At 42.5% G+C, this 20,260-nt stretch carries 20 protein-coding genes; 12 read left to right on the top strand and 8 right to left on the bottom strand.

The features are described from left to right. Positions 1-103 precede the first annotated feature (103 nt). Positions 104-2,422 carry a DNA topoisomerase IV subunit A gene (gene parC, locus AX660_RS03705; protein WP_068372708.1) on the top strand — a complete coding sequence of 773 codons (2,319 nt, stop codon included), beginning with the start codon at positions 104-106 and terminating at the stop codon, positions 2,420-2,422. A gap of 88 nt (positions 2,423-2,510) precedes the next feature. Next, on the top strand, positions 2,511-4,091 hold the full coding sequence (locus AX660_RS03700) for a carboxylesterase/lipase family protein (protein WP_068372707.1): 1,581 nt from the start codon (positions 2,511-2,513) through the stop codon (positions 4,089-4,091). 88 nt (positions 4,092-4,179) lie between these two features. Here the strand turns inward: AX660_RS03700 and ftsX are convergent, their stop codons facing one another. From ftsX to ftsY, 3 genes are read right to left on the bottom strand one after another with little or no spacing between them, the layout of a single operon-like run. Continuing rightward, on the bottom strand, positions 4,180-5,160 hold the full coding sequence (gene ftsX, locus AX660_RS03695; RefSeq protein ID WP_068372706.1) for a permease-like cell division protein FtsX: 981 nt from the start codon (positions 5,158-5,160) through the stop codon (positions 4,180-4,182). A gap of 33 nt (positions 5,161-5,193) precedes the next feature. Further along, positions 5,194-5,889 (bottom strand): cell division ATP-binding protein FtsE, encoded by a 696-nt coding sequence (ftsE, locus tag AX660_RS03690; protein WP_068372700.1) that lies wholly within the window; start codon positions 5,887-5,889, stop codon positions 5,194-5,196. A gap of 17 nt (positions 5,890-5,906) precedes the next feature. Next, entirely contained in the window at positions 5,907-7,130 is a 1,224-nt protein-coding gene (ftsY, locus tag AX660_RS03685; protein WP_068372698.1) for a signal recognition particle-docking protein FtsY, read from the bottom strand. 85 nt (positions 7,131-7,215) lie between these two features. Here ftsY and rsmD point away from each other — a divergent pair, with 85 nt between their 5' ends. Then, positions 7,216-7,800: a 16S rRNA (guanine(966)-N(2))-methyltransferase RsmD gene (gene rsmD / locus AX660_RS03680; protein WP_068372695.1), complete on the top strand. Its 585-nt coding sequence runs from the start codon at positions 7,216-7,218 to the stop codon at positions 7,798-7,800. A gap of 61 nt (positions 7,801-7,861) precedes the next feature. On the opposite strand, the gene AX660_RS03675 is transcribed toward rsmD, so the two are convergent. Both AX660_RS03675 and AX660_RS03670 read right to left on the bottom strand, forming a co-directional pair. Further along, positions 7,862-8,446 carry a YjaG family protein gene (locus AX660_RS03675; protein WP_068372693.1) on the bottom strand — a complete coding sequence of 195 codons (585 nt, stop codon included), beginning with the start codon at positions 8,444-8,446 and terminating at the stop codon, positions 7,862-7,864. A gap of 20 nt (positions 8,447-8,466) precedes the next feature. Further along, positions 8,467-9,057 carry a YhgN family NAAT transporter gene (locus AX660_RS03670; RefSeq protein WP_068372689.1) on the bottom strand — a complete coding sequence of 197 codons (591 nt, stop codon included), beginning with the start codon at positions 9,055-9,057 and terminating at the stop codon, positions 8,467-8,469. A 330-nt stretch (positions 9,058-9,387) separates the two neighbouring features. Here AX660_RS03670 and AX660_RS03665 point away from each other — a divergent pair, with 330 nt between their 5' ends. Beyond that, positions 9,388-9,570, top strand: a complete 183-nt coding sequence (locus AX660_RS03665) for a hypothetical protein (RefSeq protein ID WP_068372688.1) — start codon at positions 9,388-9,390, stop codon at positions 9,568-9,570. Between the two features lie 77 nt (positions 9,571-9,647). Here AX660_RS03665 and pepB read toward each other — a convergent pair whose 3' ends face one another. Continuing rightward, a complete protein-coding gene (gene pepB / locus AX660_RS03660; protein ID WP_068372687.1) occupies positions 9,648-10,931 on the bottom strand; it encodes an aminopeptidase PepB in 1,284 nt (427 codons plus the stop codon). A 73-nt stretch (positions 10,932-11,004) separates the two neighbouring features. Here pepB and sfsA point away from each other — a divergent pair, with 73 nt between their 5' ends. From sfsA to panC, 7 genes are all read left to right on the top strand, one after another. Next, positions 11,005-11,709: a DNA/RNA nuclease SfsA gene (gene sfsA, locus AX660_RS03655; RefSeq protein ID WP_068372685.1), complete on the top strand. Its 705-nt coding sequence runs from the start codon at positions 11,005-11,007 to the stop codon at positions 11,707-11,709. Positions 11,710-11,877: 168 nt separating this feature from the next. Next, a complete protein-coding gene (dksA, locus tag AX660_RS03650; RefSeq protein ID WP_068372683.1) occupies positions 11,878-12,327 on the top strand; it encodes an RNA polymerase-binding protein DksA in 450 nt (149 codons plus the stop codon). A gap of 66 nt (positions 12,328-12,393) precedes the next feature. Then, a complete protein-coding gene (gluQRS, locus tag AX660_RS03645) occupies positions 12,394-13,305 on the top strand; it encodes a tRNA glutamyl-Q(34) synthetase GluQRS (RefSeq protein ID WP_068372680.1) in 912 nt (303 codons plus the stop codon). Between the two features lie 154 nt (positions 13,306-13,459). Then, positions 13,460-14,767 carry a polynucleotide adenylyltransferase PcnB gene (gene pcnB, locus AX660_RS03640; protein WP_082768790.1) on the top strand — a complete coding sequence of 436 codons (1,308 nt, stop codon included), beginning with the start codon at positions 13,460-13,462 and terminating at the stop codon, positions 14,765-14,767. An 8-nt stretch (positions 14,768-14,775) separates the two neighbouring features. Next, the gene (folK, locus tag AX660_RS03635; protein WP_068372676.1) at positions 14,776-15,288 is read left to right on the top strand and encodes a 2-amino-4-hydroxy-6-hydroxymethyldihydropteridine diphosphokinase; all 513 of its coding nucleotides are present in this window, start codon (positions 14,776-14,778) and stop codon (positions 15,286-15,288) included. A 71-nt stretch (positions 15,289-15,359) separates the two neighbouring features. Next, positions 15,360-16,154, top strand: coding sequence for a 3-methyl-2-oxobutanoate hydroxymethyltransferase (gene panB, locus AX660_RS03630; protein ID WP_068372673.1), 795 nt, complete (start codon positions 15,360-15,362; stop codon positions 16,152-16,154). Between the two features lie 17 nt (positions 16,155-16,171). Further along, positions 16,172-17,020 (top strand): pantoate--beta-alanine ligase, encoded by an 849-nt coding sequence (gene panC / locus AX660_RS03625; RefSeq protein ID WP_068372670.1) that lies wholly within the window; start codon positions 16,172-16,174, stop codon positions 17,018-17,020. Positions 17,021-17,056: 36 nt separating this feature from the next. On the opposite strand, the gene panP is transcribed toward panC, so the two are convergent. Next, complete coding sequence (gene panP / locus AX660_RS03620; protein WP_068372665.1) at positions 17,057-18,676, bottom strand: pyridoxal-dependent aspartate 1-decarboxylase PanP; 1,620 nt, start codon at positions 18,674-18,676, stop codon at positions 17,057-17,059. A gap of 185 nt (positions 18,677-18,861) precedes the next feature. Between panP and AX660_RS03615 the strand changes: the two genes are divergently transcribed. Next, entirely contained in the window at positions 18,862-19,575 is a 714-nt protein-coding gene (locus tag AX660_RS03615) for an EAL domain-containing protein (RefSeq protein ID WP_068372659.1), read from the top strand. Here AX660_RS03615 and trmB read toward each other — a convergent pair whose 3' ends face one another. Next, on the bottom strand, positions 19,576-20,241 hold the full coding sequence (gene trmB, locus AX660_RS03610) for a tRNA (guanine(46)-N(7))-methyltransferase TrmB (protein ID WP_068372656.1): 666 nt from the start codon (positions 20,239-20,241) through the stop codon (positions 19,576-19,578). It lies immediately after the preceding gene. Positions 20,242-20,260: the final 19 nt, after the last annotated feature.

The following is a 20,260-nucleotide window of genomic DNA, read 5'->3' as shown; positions in this document are numbered from 1 at the left end:
TGCACGGCGGCGGCAAAGGATGGAGTGCAGCAACAAACGTGCAGTTTCAAGGATGAAGGGTATACGTGCTAAATAACAATAAAAATAGCGGATCCAGTTATATATGACCCAAGAAACAATCATCAATAAAGACGGCATTGAACAATTGGCGATGCGCCATTTCACTGAGCAGTCGTACTTAAACTATTCCATGTATGTCATCATGGATAGAGCCTTGCCCCATATTGGTGACGGCTTAAAACCCGTACAACGACGTATTGTTTATGCCATGTCTGAATTGGGTTTGAGCAATAACGCTAAATACAAAAAATCTGCCCGTACCGTGGGTGATGTTCTGGGTAAATTCCACCCTCACGGCGACTCTGCCTGTTATGAAGCCATGGTGTTAATGGCACAGCCCTTTTCATATCGCTATCCTTTAGTTGATGGTCAAGGTAACTGGGGTGCCCCAGATGATCCCAAATCTTTTGCGGCTATGCGTTATACCGAATCTCGTTTATCTAAATTCAGTGAAGTATTGCTTACTGAATTAGGGCAAGGCACGGTGGATTGGCAACCTAACTTTGACGGCACCTTAGACGAGCCTAAAGTACTGCCTGCGCGTTTGCCCCATATTTTGTTAAACGGTATTACCGGTATTGCCGTAGGTATGGCAACTGATATTCCCCCCCATAATGTCCGTGAAGTTGCCAATGCCTGTGCTCACTTATTAGATAATAGTAAGGCAGAACTGCGCGAATTATTAGAATTTGTAAAGGGGCCGGATTATCCCACCGAAGCCGAAATCATTACCCCAAAAGACGAAATAACCAAAATCTACGAAACCGGCCGAGGTTCGATCAGAATGCGCGCGGTTTATCATGAAGATAACGGCGATATTATAATTACCGCTTTGCCACATCAGGCCTCAGGCGGCAAAATACTTGAACAAATTGCCGCGCAGATGCAGGCTAAAAAGCTGCCGATGGTGAGCGATTTACGTGATGAATCAGATCACGAAAACCCAACACGTTTATTGATTACACCTCGTTCAAATCGCATTGATGTTGAACAACTGATGCAGCATTTGTTTGCTACCACGGACTTAGAAAAAACCTATCGCGTCAATATTAATATGATTGGCCTTGATGGCCGTCCGCAAGTCAAAAACCTGCAACAAATATTGAGTGAGTGGTTAATCTTCCGTAAAGATACCGTCGTGCGCCGTTTGCAGTACCGTTTGGATAAAGTATTAGCAAGATTACATATTCTTGAAGGTTTGATGATTGCCTTTTTGAATATCGATGAAGTGATCCGCATTATTCGTTATGAAGAACATCCTAAACAGGCTTTGATTGCCACGTTCAGTTTGTCTGATATTCAAGCCGAAGCGATCCTTGATTTAAAATTACGTCATTTAGCCAAATTGGAAGAAATGAAAATCCAGGGTGAGCAAGATGAACTGGCACTGGAACGTGACCAATTACAATTGTTATTAGGTTCTGATCAACGTTTAAAAACCCTGATTAAAAAAGAAATCCTTGCCGCTGCTGAATTATATGGCGATGACAGGCGTTCGCCCATTGTCTCTCGTGGTGAAGCCAAAGCCTTAAGTGAAAAAGAATTAGTGCCATCAGAGTCGGTGACTGTGGTGCTGTCTGAAAAAGGTTGGGCACGCTGTGCTAAAGGCCATGATGTTGACGTTAAAGGCTTAAGTTATAAAGCGGGCGATAGTTATTTAACCAGTGCCAAAGGTCGTAGTAATCAACAAGCGGTATTTATGGATTCATCGGGTCGTACTTTCTCCTGTGATGCCCATAGTCTCGCCTCTGCCCGCAGTCAGGGTGAACCCCTCACTGGCCGTTTTAACATTGTTGGCGGTGAAAATGTCGAACATGTGGTGATGGGTAAAGATCAACAACAATATTTGATGGCCTCTGATGCGGGTTACGGTTTTGTTGGCAAGTTTGAAGATATGGTGAGTAAAAATAAGGCCGGTAAAGCTTATATTTCGCTATCAACTGGCGCCAAAATTATAGCACCACAAGTGGTGCATAACCTGAAAACTGACTGGTGTTTAGCTATTTCCAGCGAAGGGCGCATGTTGATGTTTCCTCTGCGAGACTTACCAATCTTGGGTAAAGGCAAAGGCAATAAGTTGATCAGTATTCCTTCAGCTAAAGCTGCCAGCCGTGAAGAGTTTGTTAAGGTTTTAAGCATAGTGCCAGATGGCGCCAGCGTTAAAATTCTCTCAGGCAAACGGGGTATGGCTTTATCGGCTGCTGATTTAAGCCATTATCAGGGAGAGCGTGGTCGCCGTGGTAATAAACTGCCTCGTGGTTTGCAAAGGGTGGATGGGGTAGAAGTCGAGTTGGGCAGTAACCCTATAGTGAGTGAAGCTGATGTTATCGATGCGCCGCCTGCAAATGATGTAATGGAATAGCAGTCAGTCAACGAAATAAAAAAGCTAGCAATAACGCTAATTTTGCCAGCAATATTACATTTAATTGAGATTAGAAAGGGACATGCATATGTTTAAATCCATTTTGTGTTTGCTGGTGGTTTTTAGTTTATTTGCTTGTGATAGCAGCTATACCGCCGCGGATCCAAGTTTAGTGACAGTTCAACAAGGGATGCTGAAAGGTTATGTACTGCCGCATAATCAGGTAGTGACTTTTAAAGGTGTGCCTTATGCGTCAGCACCTATCAATGATAAACGTTGGCAGCCGCCACAAGCAGCTGAGCCTTGGAAAGGCGTTAAAATTGCTGACGATTTTGGCCACAAATGTATGCAAAATTCAATGTTCAGCGATATGCAGTTTCGCGCCTCGGGTATGAGTGAAGACTGTTTGTTTTTGAATATTTGGGCACCTCTTGAACGTGAACAAACGCCACTTCCGGTACTGGTTTATTTTTATGGTGGTGGTTTTGTTGCCGGAGATGGTTCAGAAAAACGTTATGACGGTGCCAGTATGGCCAGTAAAGGTATCATCACTGTTACAGTTAATTACCGACTAAGTATTTTTGGTTTTTTGGCTCATCCTGAGTTAAGCGCACAAAGTCAATATAAAGGTTCAGGTAACTATGGCCTATTAGATCAACAAGCTGCTTTACTGTGGGTGGCACAAAATATTGAGGCTTTTGGCGGTGATCCTAAAAAAATTACTATTGCTGGTGAATCCGCAGGCTCCATGTCAGTGAGCGCACAAATGTTCGCCCTAGATTCTATCCCCTATATCGCTGGCGCTATTGCCGAAAGTGGTTCCATTCTGAGCCGGGTAAATTCACTTGAAGATGCTGAACAACAAGGTGTGCAAGTAGCACAAACCCTTAATGAGGATGGCTCTGCCAGCATTGAAGCTTTGCGTGAAATACCTGCCGAGCTCTTATTAAAACAAGCGACAGAGGCTGGTTTAGTGTGGTTTAGGCCGACCATCGACGGCAAGATCCTCAGCAAAGCCCCCGACGTTTTAATTGCAGAGAAAAAGTTTGCGGATGTACCGCTAATGGCTGGCGTTAACTCGCAGGAGGGAAGTTATCAGCAATTGTTAGGCGACAGTGAAGCTACCGTTGAAAACTATCTATTAGCTCTGCAAAAACTCTATCCTGAAGATTATGTAAAAGTTGCTGAGCTTTATCCTGCAAGTACTACAGAGCAAGTTAAATTAGCGGCCCAAGCCTTAATGAGTGATCGTTTTATATCTGCCTCAACCTGGAATTTTGCGCAGAGTGTAGCGGCCAATGCCAATGCGCAGACTTATTATTATTTGTATGATCACGTGCGTCCTGCAATTAAAGTAGAGTTTAATCAAGGTAAAGAGCAGCCAAATAGCGATTTAGGTGCGGTGCATTCGGCAGAAATTGAATACGCCCTAGGCAATTTACCGCTTAATGACGCCTTCGAATGGGCAGAGGCTGATCATCAGGTATCCGCGATAGTGCAAGGTTATTTTGTTAATTTTATTAAAACGGGTAACCCAAATGGAGAGATGCTAGTTGAATGGCCGGTTTTATCCAGTCAGCAACAGTTGGTCTTAAAACAGCTGCCAGAAGTGCAAAGTACAGAGGGCTTGCGGGCGCGCTATCAAGGTATGGCTGCGCTTCAGCAATAACACGACAGTATTGTTTCTTAACTTTAAGTATTGAAAGTGCAGTGAGAGTCGCTGACTACACTGCAGTTTCAAAGGTGAAGGGTATAGATTATTTAGGTTCTATTTCACTTACATAACGTTTTACTGACAATAGTGAACCGCTTAAACCTAGAAACACAGAAAGCCCCAGCATAATCAACAGTGTTTGTCCGTCGATGCCAGTGAGGTTAAAGTTTTTCTGATACAACTCACTGACTGCGGCAATGCTACTGCTCATCCACCACAGCAACAAAATCACTGCAAACCAAGCCAGTAAACCTCCCAGTAAACCATACCAAAAGCCGGTATATAAGAACGGACGCTGAATAAACGCATCTGTAGCACCCACTAATTTCATCACCAATATTTCATCTTTCTTATTAAGAATATTCAGTCTTATAGTATTGCCGATAATGAGTACCACAGCTAAAAACAGTAAAATAGCGATGACTGTAACTAATTCCTGAGCCACTTTTAATAATGCGTGTAAACGCTCAAGCCACTCAATATCCAGTTTACCAATATCTACTTCACGTTCTTTACGTAGCTTTTCGAGTAACTCTCTCGCCGCTGTTGGGCCTGCATGACGTTCGGTAGGAATAACTAATACCACGTTAGGCAAAGGGTTTTTGTCTAGATAGGCGATAGCATCACCAAAACCAGAAAGCTGTTTAAATTCCAACAAGGCATCATCGGCAGGAATAAAGTGGATCTTGTCAATTTCTGGCCATAACTGAATACGTTTTAATAGTTGATTTACATCACTTTGAGTCGCATTTTGTTTTAAAAATAACGATATTTCAGAGGCTTGTTGCCAACCAGAACTAATATTCTCAGCGTTTTTAACCATGACATACAAGGTACTAGGTAAGGTGATGCTTAATCCTAATACACCTATGGTCATCAAAGCTGAAATGCGTGAACGCCAAAGCTCACCTAGGCTACCTAAGGCTTGGCGAATATGGCTAACAAAAAACATCACAAAACGTTGTGGTCCAGAAACATGAGAAATCTGTGCCCCTTGGGCACGGCCTTTAAACAAAATACTCATGGTTTAGTCTTTGGGTTAAATAAGTGACTGAGCTTAGGCATAAAAATCATTGTCCTGCATATCTTCAGTTAAACCATCGGTGATCATCTGGCCATTTTTTAAGGTTAAAGTGCGATATTTCATTCTGGCGATCAAACCCAAATCATGGGTAGCAATAAACACCGAGACACCAGCCTGATTAAAGTTCTCAAACAGTTTAATAATTTCCATCGATAATTTGGGATCGAGATTACCGGTTGGTTCATCGGCCAGCAACAAGGGTGGTTTATTAACGATGGCGCGGGCTATACCTACACGCTGTTGCTCACCACCAGAAAGAGTAATAGGTATATTTTTAACTTTATCGCGTAGCCCTACCATCTCCAGCGCGGCATGCACTCTTTTGCTGGTTTCTTTATGAGAATAACCTTCAATAATTAAAGGTAGAGCGACATTGTCGTAAACACTTTTATCCATCAACAACTGATGACTTTGGAAGATCATGCCAATATCACGGCGAATATAGGCAATCTGTTTACGCTCTATGGTTCCCAAATCATGCCCATTGATCAGCACTCGGCCTACTGTTGGGCGTTCCATTATGCTAATCAATTTCAGGATCGTACTTTTACCTGCTCCGGAATGACCGGTTAAAAAGGCCATTTCTCCAGGTTCGATATGAAAGTCAACCTTGCGTAAAGCTTGTTGGCCTCCGGCATAGGTTTTACTGACTTGTTCGAATTTAATCATGATTTTTAATATGACTTTTAATGATGCTGCTGTTTCGATACGGGTTTGTCAGATTCGGCAAATAAAGCCTCTACAAACTCTTGGCTGTTAAAGGGGCGTAAATCGTCGATACCTTCACCTATACCAATGTAACGGATTGGGATGGGGAACTGATCGGCGATGGCAAAAATGACGCCACCTTTGGCGGTACCATCCAGTTTAGTTAGACTTAAACCGGTTAAACCTACGGCTTGGTGAAAAAGGTTAGTCTGGCTGACTGCATTCTGGCCGGTGCCAGCATCCAAGGTTAGCATAATTTCATGGGGGGCTTGTGGGTCGATTTTTTTCATTACCCTAACCACCTTTTTAAGTTCTTCCATTAGATGATCTTTGTTTTGTAAACGTCCTGCAGTATCGGCAATCAATACATCAATATTTTTAGCTTTAGCAGATTGAAAAGCATCAAAAATAACCGATGCGCTGTCGGCGCCGCTTTGCTGGGCTACGACGGGAATGTTATTACGTTCGCCCCACACCTGTAACTGCTCTACTGCTGCGGCGCGAAAAGTATCCCCCGCAGCTAACATGACTTTTTTGCCTTGTTGCTGAAATTGTTTAGCCATTTTACCAATAGTGGTGGTTTTACCTACGCCATTAACACCAACCATCAAAATCACAAAAGGCTTAGTCTCGCTTTTGACGATTAGGGGATCATCAACCGCAGACAAAATATCAACCATTTGATCTTTAAGTAATTTAAATAAAGATTCAGAATCACGCAATTGTTTGCGATTAGCACTTTCAGTCAGCTTTTTAACCATTTTAGTGGTGGTAGCCATGCCCACATCGGCAATTAATAATTGCGTTTCGAGTTCTTCAAACAAATCGTCATCGATATTTTTTCCACGAAACAGACCAACCAAACCACTACCAATATTTTCGGTGGTGCGTGACAAACCCTTTCTAAGACGGCTGAAAAAACTAGTTTCACTGGGTGTTGGCGGGTTTACCGTGGCTGAGATTTTTTGAGCAGCGATTACAGGCACAGTATCTGTTGGGCCCACTGTTACGTCATCATTTGTATTGTTATCTGCTTGATGGATTTGCGGTGCTGATGGCTGTTCTGGTATATCGGAAATGACTTCTTGTACATCTACAACTGGTGTTTTTTGTTCAGGAGTTTGAATTTCTTCCTGATCTGTAGCTTGCGCAGAAGAGGTTTTATTTTTGTCTTTATTTAGCCAGCTAAAAAACTTTGACATATTTTTGCTAAATCCTTGAGAAATCGAAAGCTTACATAAGATAAACTAATACTTAATATGGGCAATAATAGCATTTCAAAGACCTATGAAGCGAGGCGTAAAACCATCAAACCAACCAACAGGTGCAATTAGGATCATCAGTGGTCGTTGGCGTGGCACTAAATTACCTGTTGCTAACGTTGCGGGCTTGCGCCCAACCACAGATAGAAACAAAGAAACTCTGTTTAATTGGCTAATGCCCTATGTTAATTCTGCCAACTGTTTGGATGTTTTTGCAGGCAGTGGTGGACTGGGTTTTGAAGCCTTATCCCGTTATGCAAGTTCGGTGACCTTTATCGAGTTGGATAAAGGGGCAATTGCGAACTTACAGCAGAATTTACAAAAACTAAAAGTAAGCTCAGAGCAAGCGTCTATCGTAGCAGGTAATGCCTTGCAGATTTTGCCAAGTCTAAATAAGCAGTTTGATTTGATTTTTCTTGATCCACCCTTCCATAAAAATTTATTACCACCTGTAATTAAACTCATAAACGAGCACAATCTACTCGCTAAGGATGGGGTAGTTTATTTGGAAAGTGAAAGTCAGGCGGCGGATTATGTGGTGCCTAACAACTGGCAACTGTTAAAAGAAAGACAAGGCAGCCAGTTGTGTTCACGTTTGTATCGTATTTAAGTTTTTAAAACTTTAAATACTATTTGTTCTTATAAGTATTTCATCAAAAAATTTATGTCAACTAATTGATTTCTATGCCTATGTTTGTCATTCCCGGTTCGGTAGCAAAAGCTTTGAGTAGCTTGCATGTACTGCCACTGTGTGGATGTTTTTTAATTAAGACTAATAATTCTTTTTGAACTTCTATCTCCCACTGCATCAAAGGATGCACTTTAATCTCAGCATCACTAATGTCGCCTTCAGCAGTGGCTTCGATAAAGGCTTCAACACCACCTTGAGATAGTTTACTTACCACTACCGCACCTTGGGGATCTTCCCCTTGGATCAATAAGATAATAGCTGTCATCGACATGGCTACATCTAGCGCCGGATAGACACCATAGGTATCAAAATCCGCCACATCAGGAACAGCCATTTCAATTTTTTCTAACTGGGCAGTAAAGTTAATTTTAGCTTTGGGTGAAGACAGCCAATCCCAAATAGCGTCTAAGCTATTTCGATAAAGACTTGGATCAGCAAACTCGGTGACTTCACAAAATAAGGTGTAGTTGGGCAGCATTCTTTCCAGCAGCGTGGCGGCATATGCCACTGCTTGCCAGCCTTCTAGCTCTCTGACTTCTTGAAAAACGGTTAGCTTCTTTAGCAAGGGTAATCCTCAAATAGTCGTTAGTGTAAAGAAAAGTATTGGCCCAGACCATCCAACAACATTTGGATGGAAATCATAATTAAGATCATGCCCATTAAACGTTCGATGGCGATCAATCCGCGTTCGCCTAATAACTTATGTAACACAGTGGAAAACATCAGGATTGTGGCAGACAAACCCCAGGCGACACCGAGGGCAATAGTCCAATCGAGCATACGACTGTGATCTTGATTGGCCAACAAAATCAGGGCTGCCAGTATCGATGGCCCTGCCACCATGGGAATAGCTAAAGGTACGATAAAAGGTTCTTCACCTGGCGCTAAACCTGTCACTCCCCCAGGTTGTGGAAATATCATTCTAAGTGCAATTAAAAACAAAATTATGCCACCGGCGATGCTTACGGTTTCTTGTTTTACACTTAAAAAGTTCAACACGGCTTGACCACTGAACAGAAATATCATCATGATAATGAGGGAAAAAATCAATTCACGGGCAAGTACGATACGTCGACGTTTGGGCTCTATCGACTTAAGCACAGACATAAATATAGGCAAATTGCCTAGCGGATCCATGATTAAAAAAAGTGTGATGGCAGCAGACCACGTGTCCATTTTTATCCCTGTTGTCAGCAGTATTAGTGCTAGTTTATCGTATCTTTGCCTGACTACCCAGCTATTCAAAAAAAATAGTTTTATTTTCAAAGGCTTGATGTTTTAATTGCTAAAGTATTGAACAATATACTCTAATCGTCAGTCGAGGGAGTTTAATTAGACTGATGTTGTTGGGTTGTTAATTGAGCAATTTTAGTTTGTACATTGCATGACAAAAATACAACGTGTTGTTTAAGGTTGAAACATTGACTAGCAAAAGTAAACATTTGCGCTTTAATTGAATAACTAACAAAACGGTGTATGAGTTAAATAATAACAGAGGGTTATTTCATGAGTCTAATGACGGTATCGCAAGTTGCTGAGTTTTTAGGTGTACAAGATGTTCGGGTAGAAAGACTAGAGCGTGAAAGTTTATTAATTGCCCAAGAAAAAGATGCTGATGGCAAACCACTGTTTGAATCTAGCGCCGTTGAAAAATATAAAATATTGGCAGAGCGTTTAGGCGGCCTTTAATTAATTTTTTATACTGAAGGACGACACGATGTTCGCCTCTTCAGTATAAAATTTTATAAGTGGTGCTTTTGCTAACGTTAACCTTCGATTAAGGTTCTGGCAATGGTTCTAAAGCCTTGGGCTGTTGCGCCTGCTGGTAACATATTGCTTGCATTAGCGTTATAGGCAGCGGCTAAATCCATATGTATCCAGCCAGTTCCATCTTCATTTACAAATCTCGATAAGAAACCTGCGGCATTGGATGCCCCACCTGAACCACCCCCTTTTTGCGCTCTACTATTGGCGGTGTCCGCGAAATGAGAGGGGCACTTTTCTCTGTGAAATTTTTCTAAAGGTAAACACCAAGCCCCTTCGTTTTCTTGTTGGGCATATGCCATGACACGGCTTTGTAGTGATTTATCTAAAGCAAACAAAGCGTTGTATTCATCACCTAAGGCGACATGGGCAGCACCAGTTAAGGTAGCGGCATCTATTATTAACGGTGCGCCTGTTTCACTAGCCGCCATTAGACCATCGGCTAAGACTAAACGTCCTTCGGCATCGGTATTGACTATTTCAACCGTCGTACCATTTTTATAAGTGATAATATCGCCGAGTTTGTAAGCGTGGCCGCTGATCAGGTTTTCAGCACAGCATAAAAATACTTTTACCCGTTTATTTAAACCGCGCAATATAGCTAAGCCTAAACCGCCCACCACAGTCGCAGCGCCGCCCATGTCACATTTCATGCTTAACATGCCTTCGCTGGCTTTAATGCTGTAGCCACCACTGTCAAAGGTAATGCCTTTGCCAACTAAACATGCCTCGACTGGACTCTTGGGATCTTTGCTTGGATTAAAGTCAATTACTGCTAACACAGGTGGGCGTGTACTGCCTCTACCAACTTGGTAAATGCCATGCCAACCTTGGGTTTTTAAGTCTTCTCCGACAATAAAATTCGATGTTACGGCATGTGGCGTTAGCGTTTTTAACCAGTCACTACATGCTTGGGCTAATAACTCGGGTGATTGGTCTTCTGGGGTAGCATTTATTAACTGTCGAGTAAATTGCATGGCTTGAAAACGATGTTGTAGTTCTGCACGATCCTTGTTGTCCAGCCATTCAATTTGGCTTGGTTTTTTCGCCGCGGTAAAACTTAGTGCAAAGGCCCATTGTTGTTCAATCTGCCAATCGCCTTGCAGTTTTACATGTTGTAAACCCATGCCATCTAAAACCCGTGCGGCTTTTTGGATTTGAGTTAGCTCTCCTGTGGCATCAACAAGGTGGATATAGGCTTGGTTACCATCCAGTGATACCAGACTGCCTTTGGCAAGATACGTTGGTTTAGGCGCAGTGGTAAGATAAATAGCGCAAGTTGACATAAGAACTCCATTGAAAATATTGAGATGTACTAGTGCTAAGATACTAGCACTGCGTCACAAACTGAGGAAGGGCATGTTTTTTGAAACAACGTTGTATCAAGGTCGTTTAATTAAACGTTATAAACGATTTTTAGCAGATATTGAATTAGCCGACGGGACTTTGGTTACTGCTCACTGTGCTAATACCGGTGCTATGACTGGCTGTGCAGAATCCGGTTGGCAGGTATGGTTATCGCTTAGCAACAACCCTAAACGCAAACTAGCGTATAGCTGGGAGTTAGTTCAGAGTGACGTTGGTCATTACATCGGCATTAATACTTACCGAGCCAATGAGTTAGTGGCTGAGGCTTTATACAACAAGCTTATTACAGAACTTAAAAACTACGAAACAATAAGGCGCGAAGTCAAACTCACACACGACAATAGTCGCATTGATTTTATGCTCAGTGCTCCAGATTTGGTGGATTGTTTTGTGGAAGTAAAATCGGTCACCTTGTTACAAGATCAACAAGGTTATTTCCCCGATGCTGTGACACAGCGTGGGCATAAACATTTGCGTGCGCTGGCTGAATTGGCAAATCAAGGTAAACGTGCCGTTTTATTGTTTTGTGTGCAGCATAATGGGATATCTTCGGTTAAAATTGCCGACCATATTGACCCTCAATATAAACATGAACTTGAGCATGCATTGAGCAGCGGTGTGGAAGTGTTAGTTTATTCGGCCAATATTTCACCAGAAAAAATCCTTATAAATCAGTCCCTGCCATTTATTTTGTAATTTAATGGTTGATTTTTTCAAGCGTACCTCCATATTGCGCAGCTTAAAAATAATTTTCGCTTGCAATGGCTACAGCAGAACCGCAAAAAATTGCCTGTGCATTGGCTTTCTGATATACATAGCCGCCTGCACAATTCAGCTCGTGCAGCAGTTTAGGAGATTTGGCAAATGCCAACAGAAAAAACAACAAAGACACTTGGATTACTCGCATTAGCAGGTCTGACTCCTTATATTGAGAAAGACGGCGAAGAGTACATGAACGATAAGCAAATGACGCATTTTCGCTTATTGTTAAAAGCGTGGCGCGATCAGTTGCGTGAAGAAGTTGACCGTACGGTTCATCACATGCAAGACGAAGCAGCTAATTTTCCTGATCCTGTGGACAGAGCCGCTCAAGAAGAAGAATTCAGTCTTGAATTGCGTACTCGTGACAGAGAGCGCAAATTGATCAAAAAAATTGAAAAGACCCTGAAACGAATTGAAGATGACGATTTTGGTTTTTGTGATGCTTGTGGGATCGAAATAGGGGTGCGCCGTTTAGAAGCCAGACCTACAGCTGACCTCTGTATCGATTGCAAAACCATGGCTGAAATCAAAGAAAAACAGCTTCAAGGTTAACTCACTTCAACACTATTGACCGTGTAAACTCCATTCTCTACACGGTTAATATTGTTAGCTTTCTGCATGTCAGCCAATAAAAATTTCATTGTAAATAAACCTGCTGCTTATGTTGGGCGCTTTGCACCTTCCCCCTCAGGCCCCTTGCACTTTGGTTCTTTGGTCGCTGCTTTGGGGAGTTATCTGCAAGCGCGCAAAGCCAAAGGTCGATGGTTAGTTAGAATCGAAGATATTGACCCTCCGCGTGAAGTAAAAGGCGCAAGTCAGACCATCCTAGATACTCTTGAACAACATCAACTGTTGTGGGATGACATACCCGTTTACCAAAGCCAACGCAGTACCTTGTACGACAATAAAATTGCTTGGCTGATTGCACAAGGCGATACTTATTATTGCCACTGCAGCCGCGCGAGTTTAGCCAGTTTGGGTAAACATGCTTTATGCCTTTGCGCGACAAATAAACAAGCTGTCTCAGGTGCCTCGATCCGGTTTAATAATACCCAAGCCCCAAGAGCCTTCTTTGATGGTGTTCAGGGTAAAGTATGCGCAATACAAAATGCCAATGAAGCGCAGTTTGCGATCAAACGTAAAGATGGTCTGTATGCTTATCAACTTGCCGTGGTGGTGGATGATATTGCCCAGGGTATTACCCAAGTGGTGCGTGGAGCGGACTTATTACATGCGACTTTTTATCAGTTAGCTTTGTATCAGGCTTTTGGAATAGAGGCGCCAGAATATGCGCATTTGCCCGTTGTCGAAAGCCGACCAGGTCAAAAACTCAGCAAACAAAATCACGCGATGGCGCTGGATAATAAAACAGCCAAAAAAAACATCATTGATGCTTTAAATTTTTTGGGATTAGAACCCTCAAGCTTATTAAAAACGGCTGAATTGAAAGACGTGCTTGAATGGGCGGTAAATGTCTGGGAACTTAAGGCAATTCCGGCCAAACTGGCCAGTAATGATAATAGAATTTAGGCGCTATAACGTATATGATTAGCGCCTTTTTCAGGCTTAACTCAGTCAGGGAGTACAACTCATAATTTCTCGTGTAATCGATAAGGTGAAAGATGCACTGCGCGGCAAGACCGTGGCTGTAGTGGCACCCCCTATAAAACTGAGCGCCACCATTATTCCTCGTGCGGAACATCCAATCTCTCGTGATGATGTTAGTGAAAATGCCCTTAAGGTGCTCTATCGCCTCAGTAATGCGGGTTATGAAGCCTATTTGGTTGGTGGTTGTGTACGGGATATTTTGCTAGGTAAACATCCTAAAGATTTTGACGTCACAACCAATGCTACTCCTGAGCAAATTAAAGGTTTGTTTCGTAACTGTCGTTTAATCGGGCGCCGGTTTCGTTTAGCCCATATTGTTTATGGCCGCGAAGTTATCGAGGTGGCGACTTTTCGTGGTCACCACCAAGAAGAAAGCGAAGAAGATAACGAGCAAGAATCTAACCTAAGCAAACAAAGTGATCATGGTCAATTGTTGCGGGATAATGTGTTTGGCAGCATTGAAGAAGATGCTCAGCGCCGTGATTTCACCATTAACGCTATGTACTACAATATTGCGGATTTTTCGATCACCGATTTTGCAGGTGGCATGGCAGCCATTAAAGCCAAAGAAATTGCCTTAATTGGTGATCCTGCGCTGCGTTATCGTGAAGATCCGGTGCGTATGTTACGTGCCGTACGTTTTGCCGTTAAACTCAATATGCGCATTAGTGATAAAAGCGCTAAACCCATCTTAGAACTTGCACCCTTGTTGGCAAATATCCCGGCCGCACGGTTGTTTGAAGAAATTCTTAAATTGTTATTGTCTGGCCAAGGTTTAGAGACTTTCCGATTATTATGCCAATATCATTTGTTTGAGCCTTTGTTCCCGCTGCTTGCACCCATGTTAAAGGATCAACAAAGCCGTGAAGTACGTTTTGTTGAACAAGTATTGATCAATACCGATAACCGCATTAATACGGGGCAAAGAGTGACGCCGGCATTTATATTTGCAGCATTTTTATGGTATCCCTTGGAAGAGCGTGTGCAGCAACTGATGGTTGAGGGTGGTCTTACTCATTTTGATGCTTTCAATCTTGCCATGAATGACGTGCTGCAAAAGCAAATTCAGCGCATCATGATCCCCAAACGTTTTACTATTCCCATTCGCGAAATTTGGCAGTTGCAAACGCGCATGTCTAAGCGTTTTGGTCGTCGTGCTTATCAAATGCTGGAACATCCAAAATTTCGTGCAGCTTATGACTTTTTGTTAGTCCGCTCAGAAGTAGAAGGTGGGCAACTATTGGAATTAGCCGAGTGGTGGACAGAATTCCAAGAAGCGGATGAAGATGCTCGTAAAACTATGTTGCTGACTTTAAGAAATACTGAAAGTGGGGCAGGCGCTCCAAGTCGTAACCGGCGTTATCGTGGCAAAAAGAAAGTCTGAGTTAATATATGGGTATAGACGTTTATCTTGGCCTAGGCAGTAATCTGGATAAGCCTGTCCACCAAATTCAGGCAGCCCTTGAGGCTTTAGATAATCTTGCTGAAACCGCAATTAAATGTTGCTCTAGTTTATATGCCAGTCAGCCCATGGGGCCACAAGATCAACCCGACTATGTTAACGCTGTGGTATTGATCCACACTCAATTAGCGCCTTTGTTTTTGTTAAAAGCCTTACAAGAGATTGAACTTGAACATGGCAGAGTGCGTAAATCAGAGCGATGGGGACCGCGTACACTGGATATTGATATACTGCTTTACGGTGAGCAACAGATTGACAGTAGTGAGCTAGTAGTACCACACTATGGTATGAAACAACGGGAGTTTGTGCTGTTTCCCTTATTTGAGATAAGCCCGCAACTATGTTTACCAGACGGAGAATTGCTGGCCGAGCTGATTAAAAAATGTCCGATAAACGGCCTTAAAATTTTGTCTCCTGCCCCTATTTTCCAACTTAATAACTAGTTGTTCGTATTGTTTCAGCCACACATCCATCTTAACTAACCCATATTTCACCTTGAGATTGGAGTAAATTTATGAAAAAAGTAAGTACATCAAGCTTGTTAAAGATGAAACAAGACAAACAACGCATAAGCGCCCTTACGGCTTACGATGCCAGTTTTGCCAAGATGTTTGATGAACAAGGTATTGATGTTTTGCTCATTGGTGATTCCCTAGGCATGGTATTACAGGGCGCAGATGACACTCTAGGGGTCACTGTTGCCGATATAGCCTATCATACCAAGGCAGTGCGCCGTGGAACGCAGCGTGCGTTTGTGGTGGCGGATATGCCCTTTATGTCGTATGCCACACCAGAACTTGCCTACCAAAATGCGGCGCAATTGATGAGTGCTGGCGCGAGCATGGTGAAGCTTGAAGGTGGCTCATGGCTGCAAGAAACCATTAAAGGTTTAAACGAGCGTGGTGTACCGGTTTGTGGTCACCTAGGTTTAACACCGCAATCAGTGCATGTATTTGGTGGATTTAAGGTACAGGGTAGGGATGATTTACAGGCCGAGCAAATCCTTGAACAAGCCAAAGAATTAGAACGCGCGGGCATACAATTATTAGTGCTGGAATGTATACCTTCTGGTTTAGCTGAAAAAATCACACATAGTTTAAATATCCCAGTGATTGGCATTGGTGCAGGCAATCTGACCGATGGCCAGATCTTAGTGATGCACGATATGTTTGGCATCAGTGCTAACTACATGCCTAAGTTTTCGAAAAATTATTTGCTCGCCAGTGGTGATATGCGCGCTGCGGTCAATGATTTTATCCGTGAAGTACAGGAAGGGACTTTCCCTTCTGCAGAACACAGTTTTAATTAGATTCTGAGAAGCGATATATGCAATTAGTCAGTGAAATCCCCGTATTACGTGAGTTAAGGCGTGAATGGCAGTTAAAGTCAAAGGTTATTGCCTTTGTGCCAACTATGGGTAATTTACATCAGGGCCATTTGAATCTGGTGCGCGAAGCCAAGCGCCATGCGGATGTGGTAGTGGTATCCATTTTTGTTAACCCAATGCAATTTGGTCCCGACGAAGATTTGGATGCCTATCCTCGCACCTTACCAAAAGATGCAGAGTTGTTAGAAGCACTAGGTGTCGATGTATTGTTTGCCCCTAAAGTGGCGGATATGTATGCGCGTGGATTAGAGCAGCAAACCTTTGTGGAAGTGCCGGGTATCTCTTATATGATCTGTGGTGCTAGTCGCCCAGGGCATTTTCGCGGTGTGGCTACCATAGTAAGTAAGTTGTTTAATATGGTGCAACCCAATTTGGCGTTTTTTGGTGAAAAGGATTTTCAGCAGCTACAAGTTATTAAAGCTATGGTCACTGATCTTTCGATGAATTTGCAAGTCTTTGGTGTAGCAACCACTCGGGAAACCGATGGTTTAGCCATGAGTTCTAGAAATCAGTATTTAAACGCAGAGCAACGGGCTTTAGCGCCAGTGTTGTATCAAAAGCTGCAAGAGTTGGCGGATGTCATCATGCAAGGCCGCCGAGACTACACCAAATTAGCGAATAATTGCAAAGCAGAGTTGGCTGAACTGGGTTTCAAACCTGACTACATCGAAATTCGGGCGGCAGCAACATTGATGCCACCGAGCCATGAGGAAAACAACTTGGTAATACTGGCAGCGGCCTTTATGGGTAAAACTCGTTTGATCGATAATATTCAGATCAAACTATAAACATTTAGTGTTACCTGTATAACAAAAAGCAGAGTACTACTCTGCTTTTTTGTGTTTGGCACACAGTTTTTGCCACATTTTGGTTTTGTGGGCGATGGTAAGTTGCTCATTCAGTATATTTTGTAAATCCAATTCCGTGGTCAGGGGATTGGCGATAACCACTCTGAATACCGTTATAGATTGACTGTTATATTTTTCGGTTTGCAAACGAGTACGAGAAACAAAAGATTTACCTGCTTCACGTTGTTGTTTTTGAATGCTGACATTTAATTGGTCAAGTTCAAGGTTTAGCGCACTGGCTAGTTGGGGCATGCGATTGATTTTATCTTGTAATGCCTCGGGATTGACTCGGTAAGTCAGTAACGAAAGGATGGGGGCAGTGATCAATTCAAAATCTGGGTTTGATTGGATCATACGGGCAAAGGTTTTGGCTTTTTCAATGCTTTGATTGATCAATAATTCATAACCTTGACGGCCAAAAATATGCAATGAAGCATAGACCATCATTGCCATGCCATTGCGTGAGCCTTCAAGGGTAGTGGCGCCTAAATCTTTCGAACCTGCCCGTAGAATATAATTAGCATGATGACGTACTGCGTTGCTGTCATTAGGATCTTTAAATAACACCATGCCTGCCCCCATAGGAACGTACATTTGTTTGTGAGCATCCAAGGTGACAGAATCGGCACGCTCAATACCTTTAAGTAACTTGCCATAGGTACGGGAAAACAAGGTTGCACCACCCCATGCGGCGTCCACATGAAAATGACAACCTAGTTCTTGTGCAACATCAGCCAATTCATCTAAAGGATCAACATGGCCGGTTTCTGTTGTGCCAGCAATACCCACTATGGCAAGGATTTTGTTGCCTTCGTTTTGATATTGTTTACCTACAGATAAAGCCTTTTCGGCTGACAATCTTTGGGTTGGGCAGTCGATGGTTAATAATTGTTCGCGACCTAAACCTAATAAATCTACCGATTTTGATAATGAATAGTGTCCACGTTTAGATGATAAAACCCCCATCTTTTTGTAACCATAATGCTGCAAACCGGCAGCAAAACCTTCATATGCAACACCTCTGAACTGGGCTGTAGCAGGCAAAGCTTTATTACGCGCTACCCATAGGGCCGTCACATTGGCGATAGTGCCACCTGAACAAAATGCCCCCAAAGCGTGATTGGCGCTGTGCAGGTAAGTACCATAAAAATCGCTGGATTGGCCGTAGACTAGTTCATGCATCATACCTAATACTTGGCGTTCAAGCGGTGTAAAAGCCTTGGATGTTTCGATCTTTACGAGGTTTTGATTCAAGCCCACCAACAGTTTTGCTAAAGGTAAATGAAAATAAGGCAAAGCTGAGGTCATATGACCGATAAAAGTTGGCGAATAGGTATTAACAGAATTAGCGACTAGCTTATCCAGTAGATTGGCCGCATGTTGCGAGACAAACTCAGGCTGCTCGGGCACAGCATACTCGGCAAAGTTCTTTTCGATTTGCTCTAAAGATTTAACGCTGGTAACCACATGCTGGGATAAAAATCCGGCAAGGTTATCTGATAAATGTTGCTCAATTTGGGCTAACTTCGAGCTTTTACCTTCTGGCATAGTAAAAACTTTATAAAGGTGCTCTAAACTGACTTCTGCTCCACCCACTCTTGTAACCCTGACTGAAAATTTTCAAGGCGCGAACTTTACCCTAAAATACAGTCCAGACCAATAGCTGTGCGATTTGAGAGAGTCACAACTTTGTTACGTTAAAATGACAGGATTTGTGTATAACTGTTGCAAATTTAAAACAGCTGCTATATTAAATTGTAAAAAGTCAGAATAATAAAAACATGCAAGTTTCTCACGTAAATCAAGATTTTAGCTTAGATAACGTAGTGCCTTTTTTTCAACCCATAATGGATTTGTCAAATAATACGGTGTGGCGTTATGAATGTTTAGCGCGACTAGTGAATTTCAATCAGCCAGCTTTTGTTCCCAGTGAGTTTTTATTTCTAGTAGATAGACGACATTCAGTTGCTCGTTTGACTGAAACCATATTTAATCGTAGTGCAAATTATTTCCGAAATCTTAATGTTGCTTGGAGTGTCAACGCGAGTCTCGAAGACATGCAGGATCCTGAAATCATCCAGTTTTTGCGCGCGCAATTGTATAATTATCCAAGTCCTCAGCGTGTATCTATTGAAGTAACGGTTAACAATGCCTTGGAAAATCTAGCTGTGTTTACAGAATTTGCGACATTTTGTAAAAGCTTGAATATAGGCATAACCCTTGATCATTTTGATTTGCACAACGATGACTTAGCACAAACCCTCGCTTTACCCGTTGATGCCATTAAGATTTCAGGCAATGTCATGCAAGGCATTGAGCAAAACGGAGTTTTACATCAGTCGCTACTACATTTATTTCAGCAGGCGAGCACTCGTAATATTAATTTAATTGCTGAGCATATTGAACAGAATAGTGTATTAGAGGCAATGAAAACCTTGGGTTTTCGCTATGCCCAGGGCTTTTATTTAAGTGAGCCTTTAGCTAAATTAGAATAATTAATCTTGTTTAAGATTGGCTATTAATTGCCAACTTGATTGACCGCTGCCCCAGTATTTACGTTCGAAGGGAGTCATAGCTTGCTCAGCATTATATTGTTGAACTTCTGCAGTCACTTTTGCCAAATGCAAAGCGAAGGAAAACTCTTCAATATACAACTTCCAATTGCTCCTCACCTCAAGTAAACCACCGAGTTTAAGTAAATCGGGTAGAGCCGCGGAGGCGTACCAACGATTTTGTAATTGAGACGATTTAGGATAGGGATTAGGGTAAAGCAAATAGTGTTTTGTTAAATGCCAACCTTCAAGAACAGCTAATCTCCATAAATCGTTAAGGTCAGCACGTATAATAAGATAGTTAGTCAGCTTTGCCGCGTAAGCTGGGTGTTTATCCAATCTAGCAATAGACTTATCAATGCCGATGATTTTGGCATTAGGATGGGCAAGAGCGATAGCCACTGTGCTTTCGCCCACCCCACAGCATGAATCAAATATCAGTTCACCTTGCCAGTCGCCCAGCCATTGCTTGATGGTGTTGATGGCCGTTAGCGAATGTTCAGAAAACGGCTTTTTGCTGTTACTGTTTAAGTACTTTGTAACCACTTTAGTCAGGTTAGTATTAATACCTGTCTGATTGGTTTCAATGCTACGGGGGGCTTTATGCATCTTCTAATTAACTCAAGTA

The organism is Paraglaciecola hydrolytica, assembly GCF_001565895.1.
Classification (GTDB): domain Bacteria; phylum Pseudomonadota; class Gammaproteobacteria; order Enterobacterales; family Alteromonadaceae; genus Paraglaciecola; species Paraglaciecola hydrolytica.
Note: the sequence above shows the minus strand (reverse complement) of the source record. Positions and strands in the feature narration are given on the sequence as shown.

Bases quoted from the DNA above. Each gene is read 5' to 3' on its own strand.
- parC (WP_068372708.1), top strand. From the start codon at position 104: ATGACCCAAGAAACAATCATCAATAAAGACGGCATTGAACAATTGGCG.
- AX660_RS03700 (WP_068372707.1), top strand. From the start codon at position 2,511: ATGTTTAAATCCATTTTGTGTTTGCTGGTGGTTTTTAGTTTATTTGCT.
- ftsX (WP_068372706.1), bottom strand. From the start codon at position 5,160: ATGAGTATTTTGTTTAAAGGCCGTGCCCAAGGGGCACAGATTTCTCAT.
- ftsE (WP_068372700.1), bottom strand. From the start codon at position 5,889: ATGATTAAATTCGAACAAGTCAGTAAAACCTATGCCGGAGGCCAACAA.
- ftsY (WP_068372698.1), bottom strand. From the start codon at position 7,130: ATGTCAAAGTTTTTTAGCTGGCTAAATAAAGACAAAAATAAAACCTCT.
- rsmD (WP_068372695.1), top strand. From the start codon at position 7,216: ATGAAGCGAGGCGTAAAACCATCAAACCAACCAACAGGTGCAATTAGG.
- AX660_RS03670 (WP_068372689.1), bottom strand. From the start codon at position 9,057: ATGGACACGTGGTCTGCTGCCATCACACTTTTTTTAATCATGGATCCG.
- AX660_RS03665 (WP_068372688.1), top strand. From the start codon at position 9,388: ATGAGTCTAATGACGGTATCGCAAGTTGCTGAGTTTTTAGGTGTACAA.
- pepB (WP_068372687.1), bottom strand. From the start codon at position 10,931: ATGTCAACTTGCGCTATTTATCTTACCACTGCGCCTAAACCAACGTAT.
- sfsA (WP_068372685.1), top strand. From the start codon at position 11,005: ATGTTTTTTGAAACAACGTTGTATCAAGGTCGTTTAATTAAACGTTAT.
- dksA (WP_068372683.1), top strand. From the start codon at position 11,878: ATGCCAACAGAAAAAACAACAAAGACACTTGGATTACTCGCATTAGCA.
- gluQRS (WP_068372680.1), top strand. From the start codon at position 12,394: ATGTCAGCCAATAAAAATTTCATTGTAAATAAACCTGCTGCTTATGTT.
- folK (WP_068372676.1), top strand. From the start codon at position 14,776: ATGGGTATAGACGTTTATCTTGGCCTAGGCAGTAATCTGGATAAGCCT.
- panB (WP_068372673.1), top strand. From the start codon at position 15,360: ATGAAAAAAGTAAGTACATCAAGCTTGTTAAAGATGAAACAAGACAAA.
- panC (WP_068372670.1), top strand. From the start codon at position 16,172: ATGCAATTAGTCAGTGAAATCCCCGTATTACGTGAGTTAAGGCGTGAA.
- AX660_RS03615 (WP_068372659.1), top strand. From the start codon at position 18,862: ATGCAAGTTTCTCACGTAAATCAAGATTTTAGCTTAGATAACGTAGTG.
- trmB (WP_068372656.1), bottom strand. From the start codon at position 20,241: ATGCATAAAGCCCCCCGTAGCATTGAAACCAATCAGACAGGTATTAAT.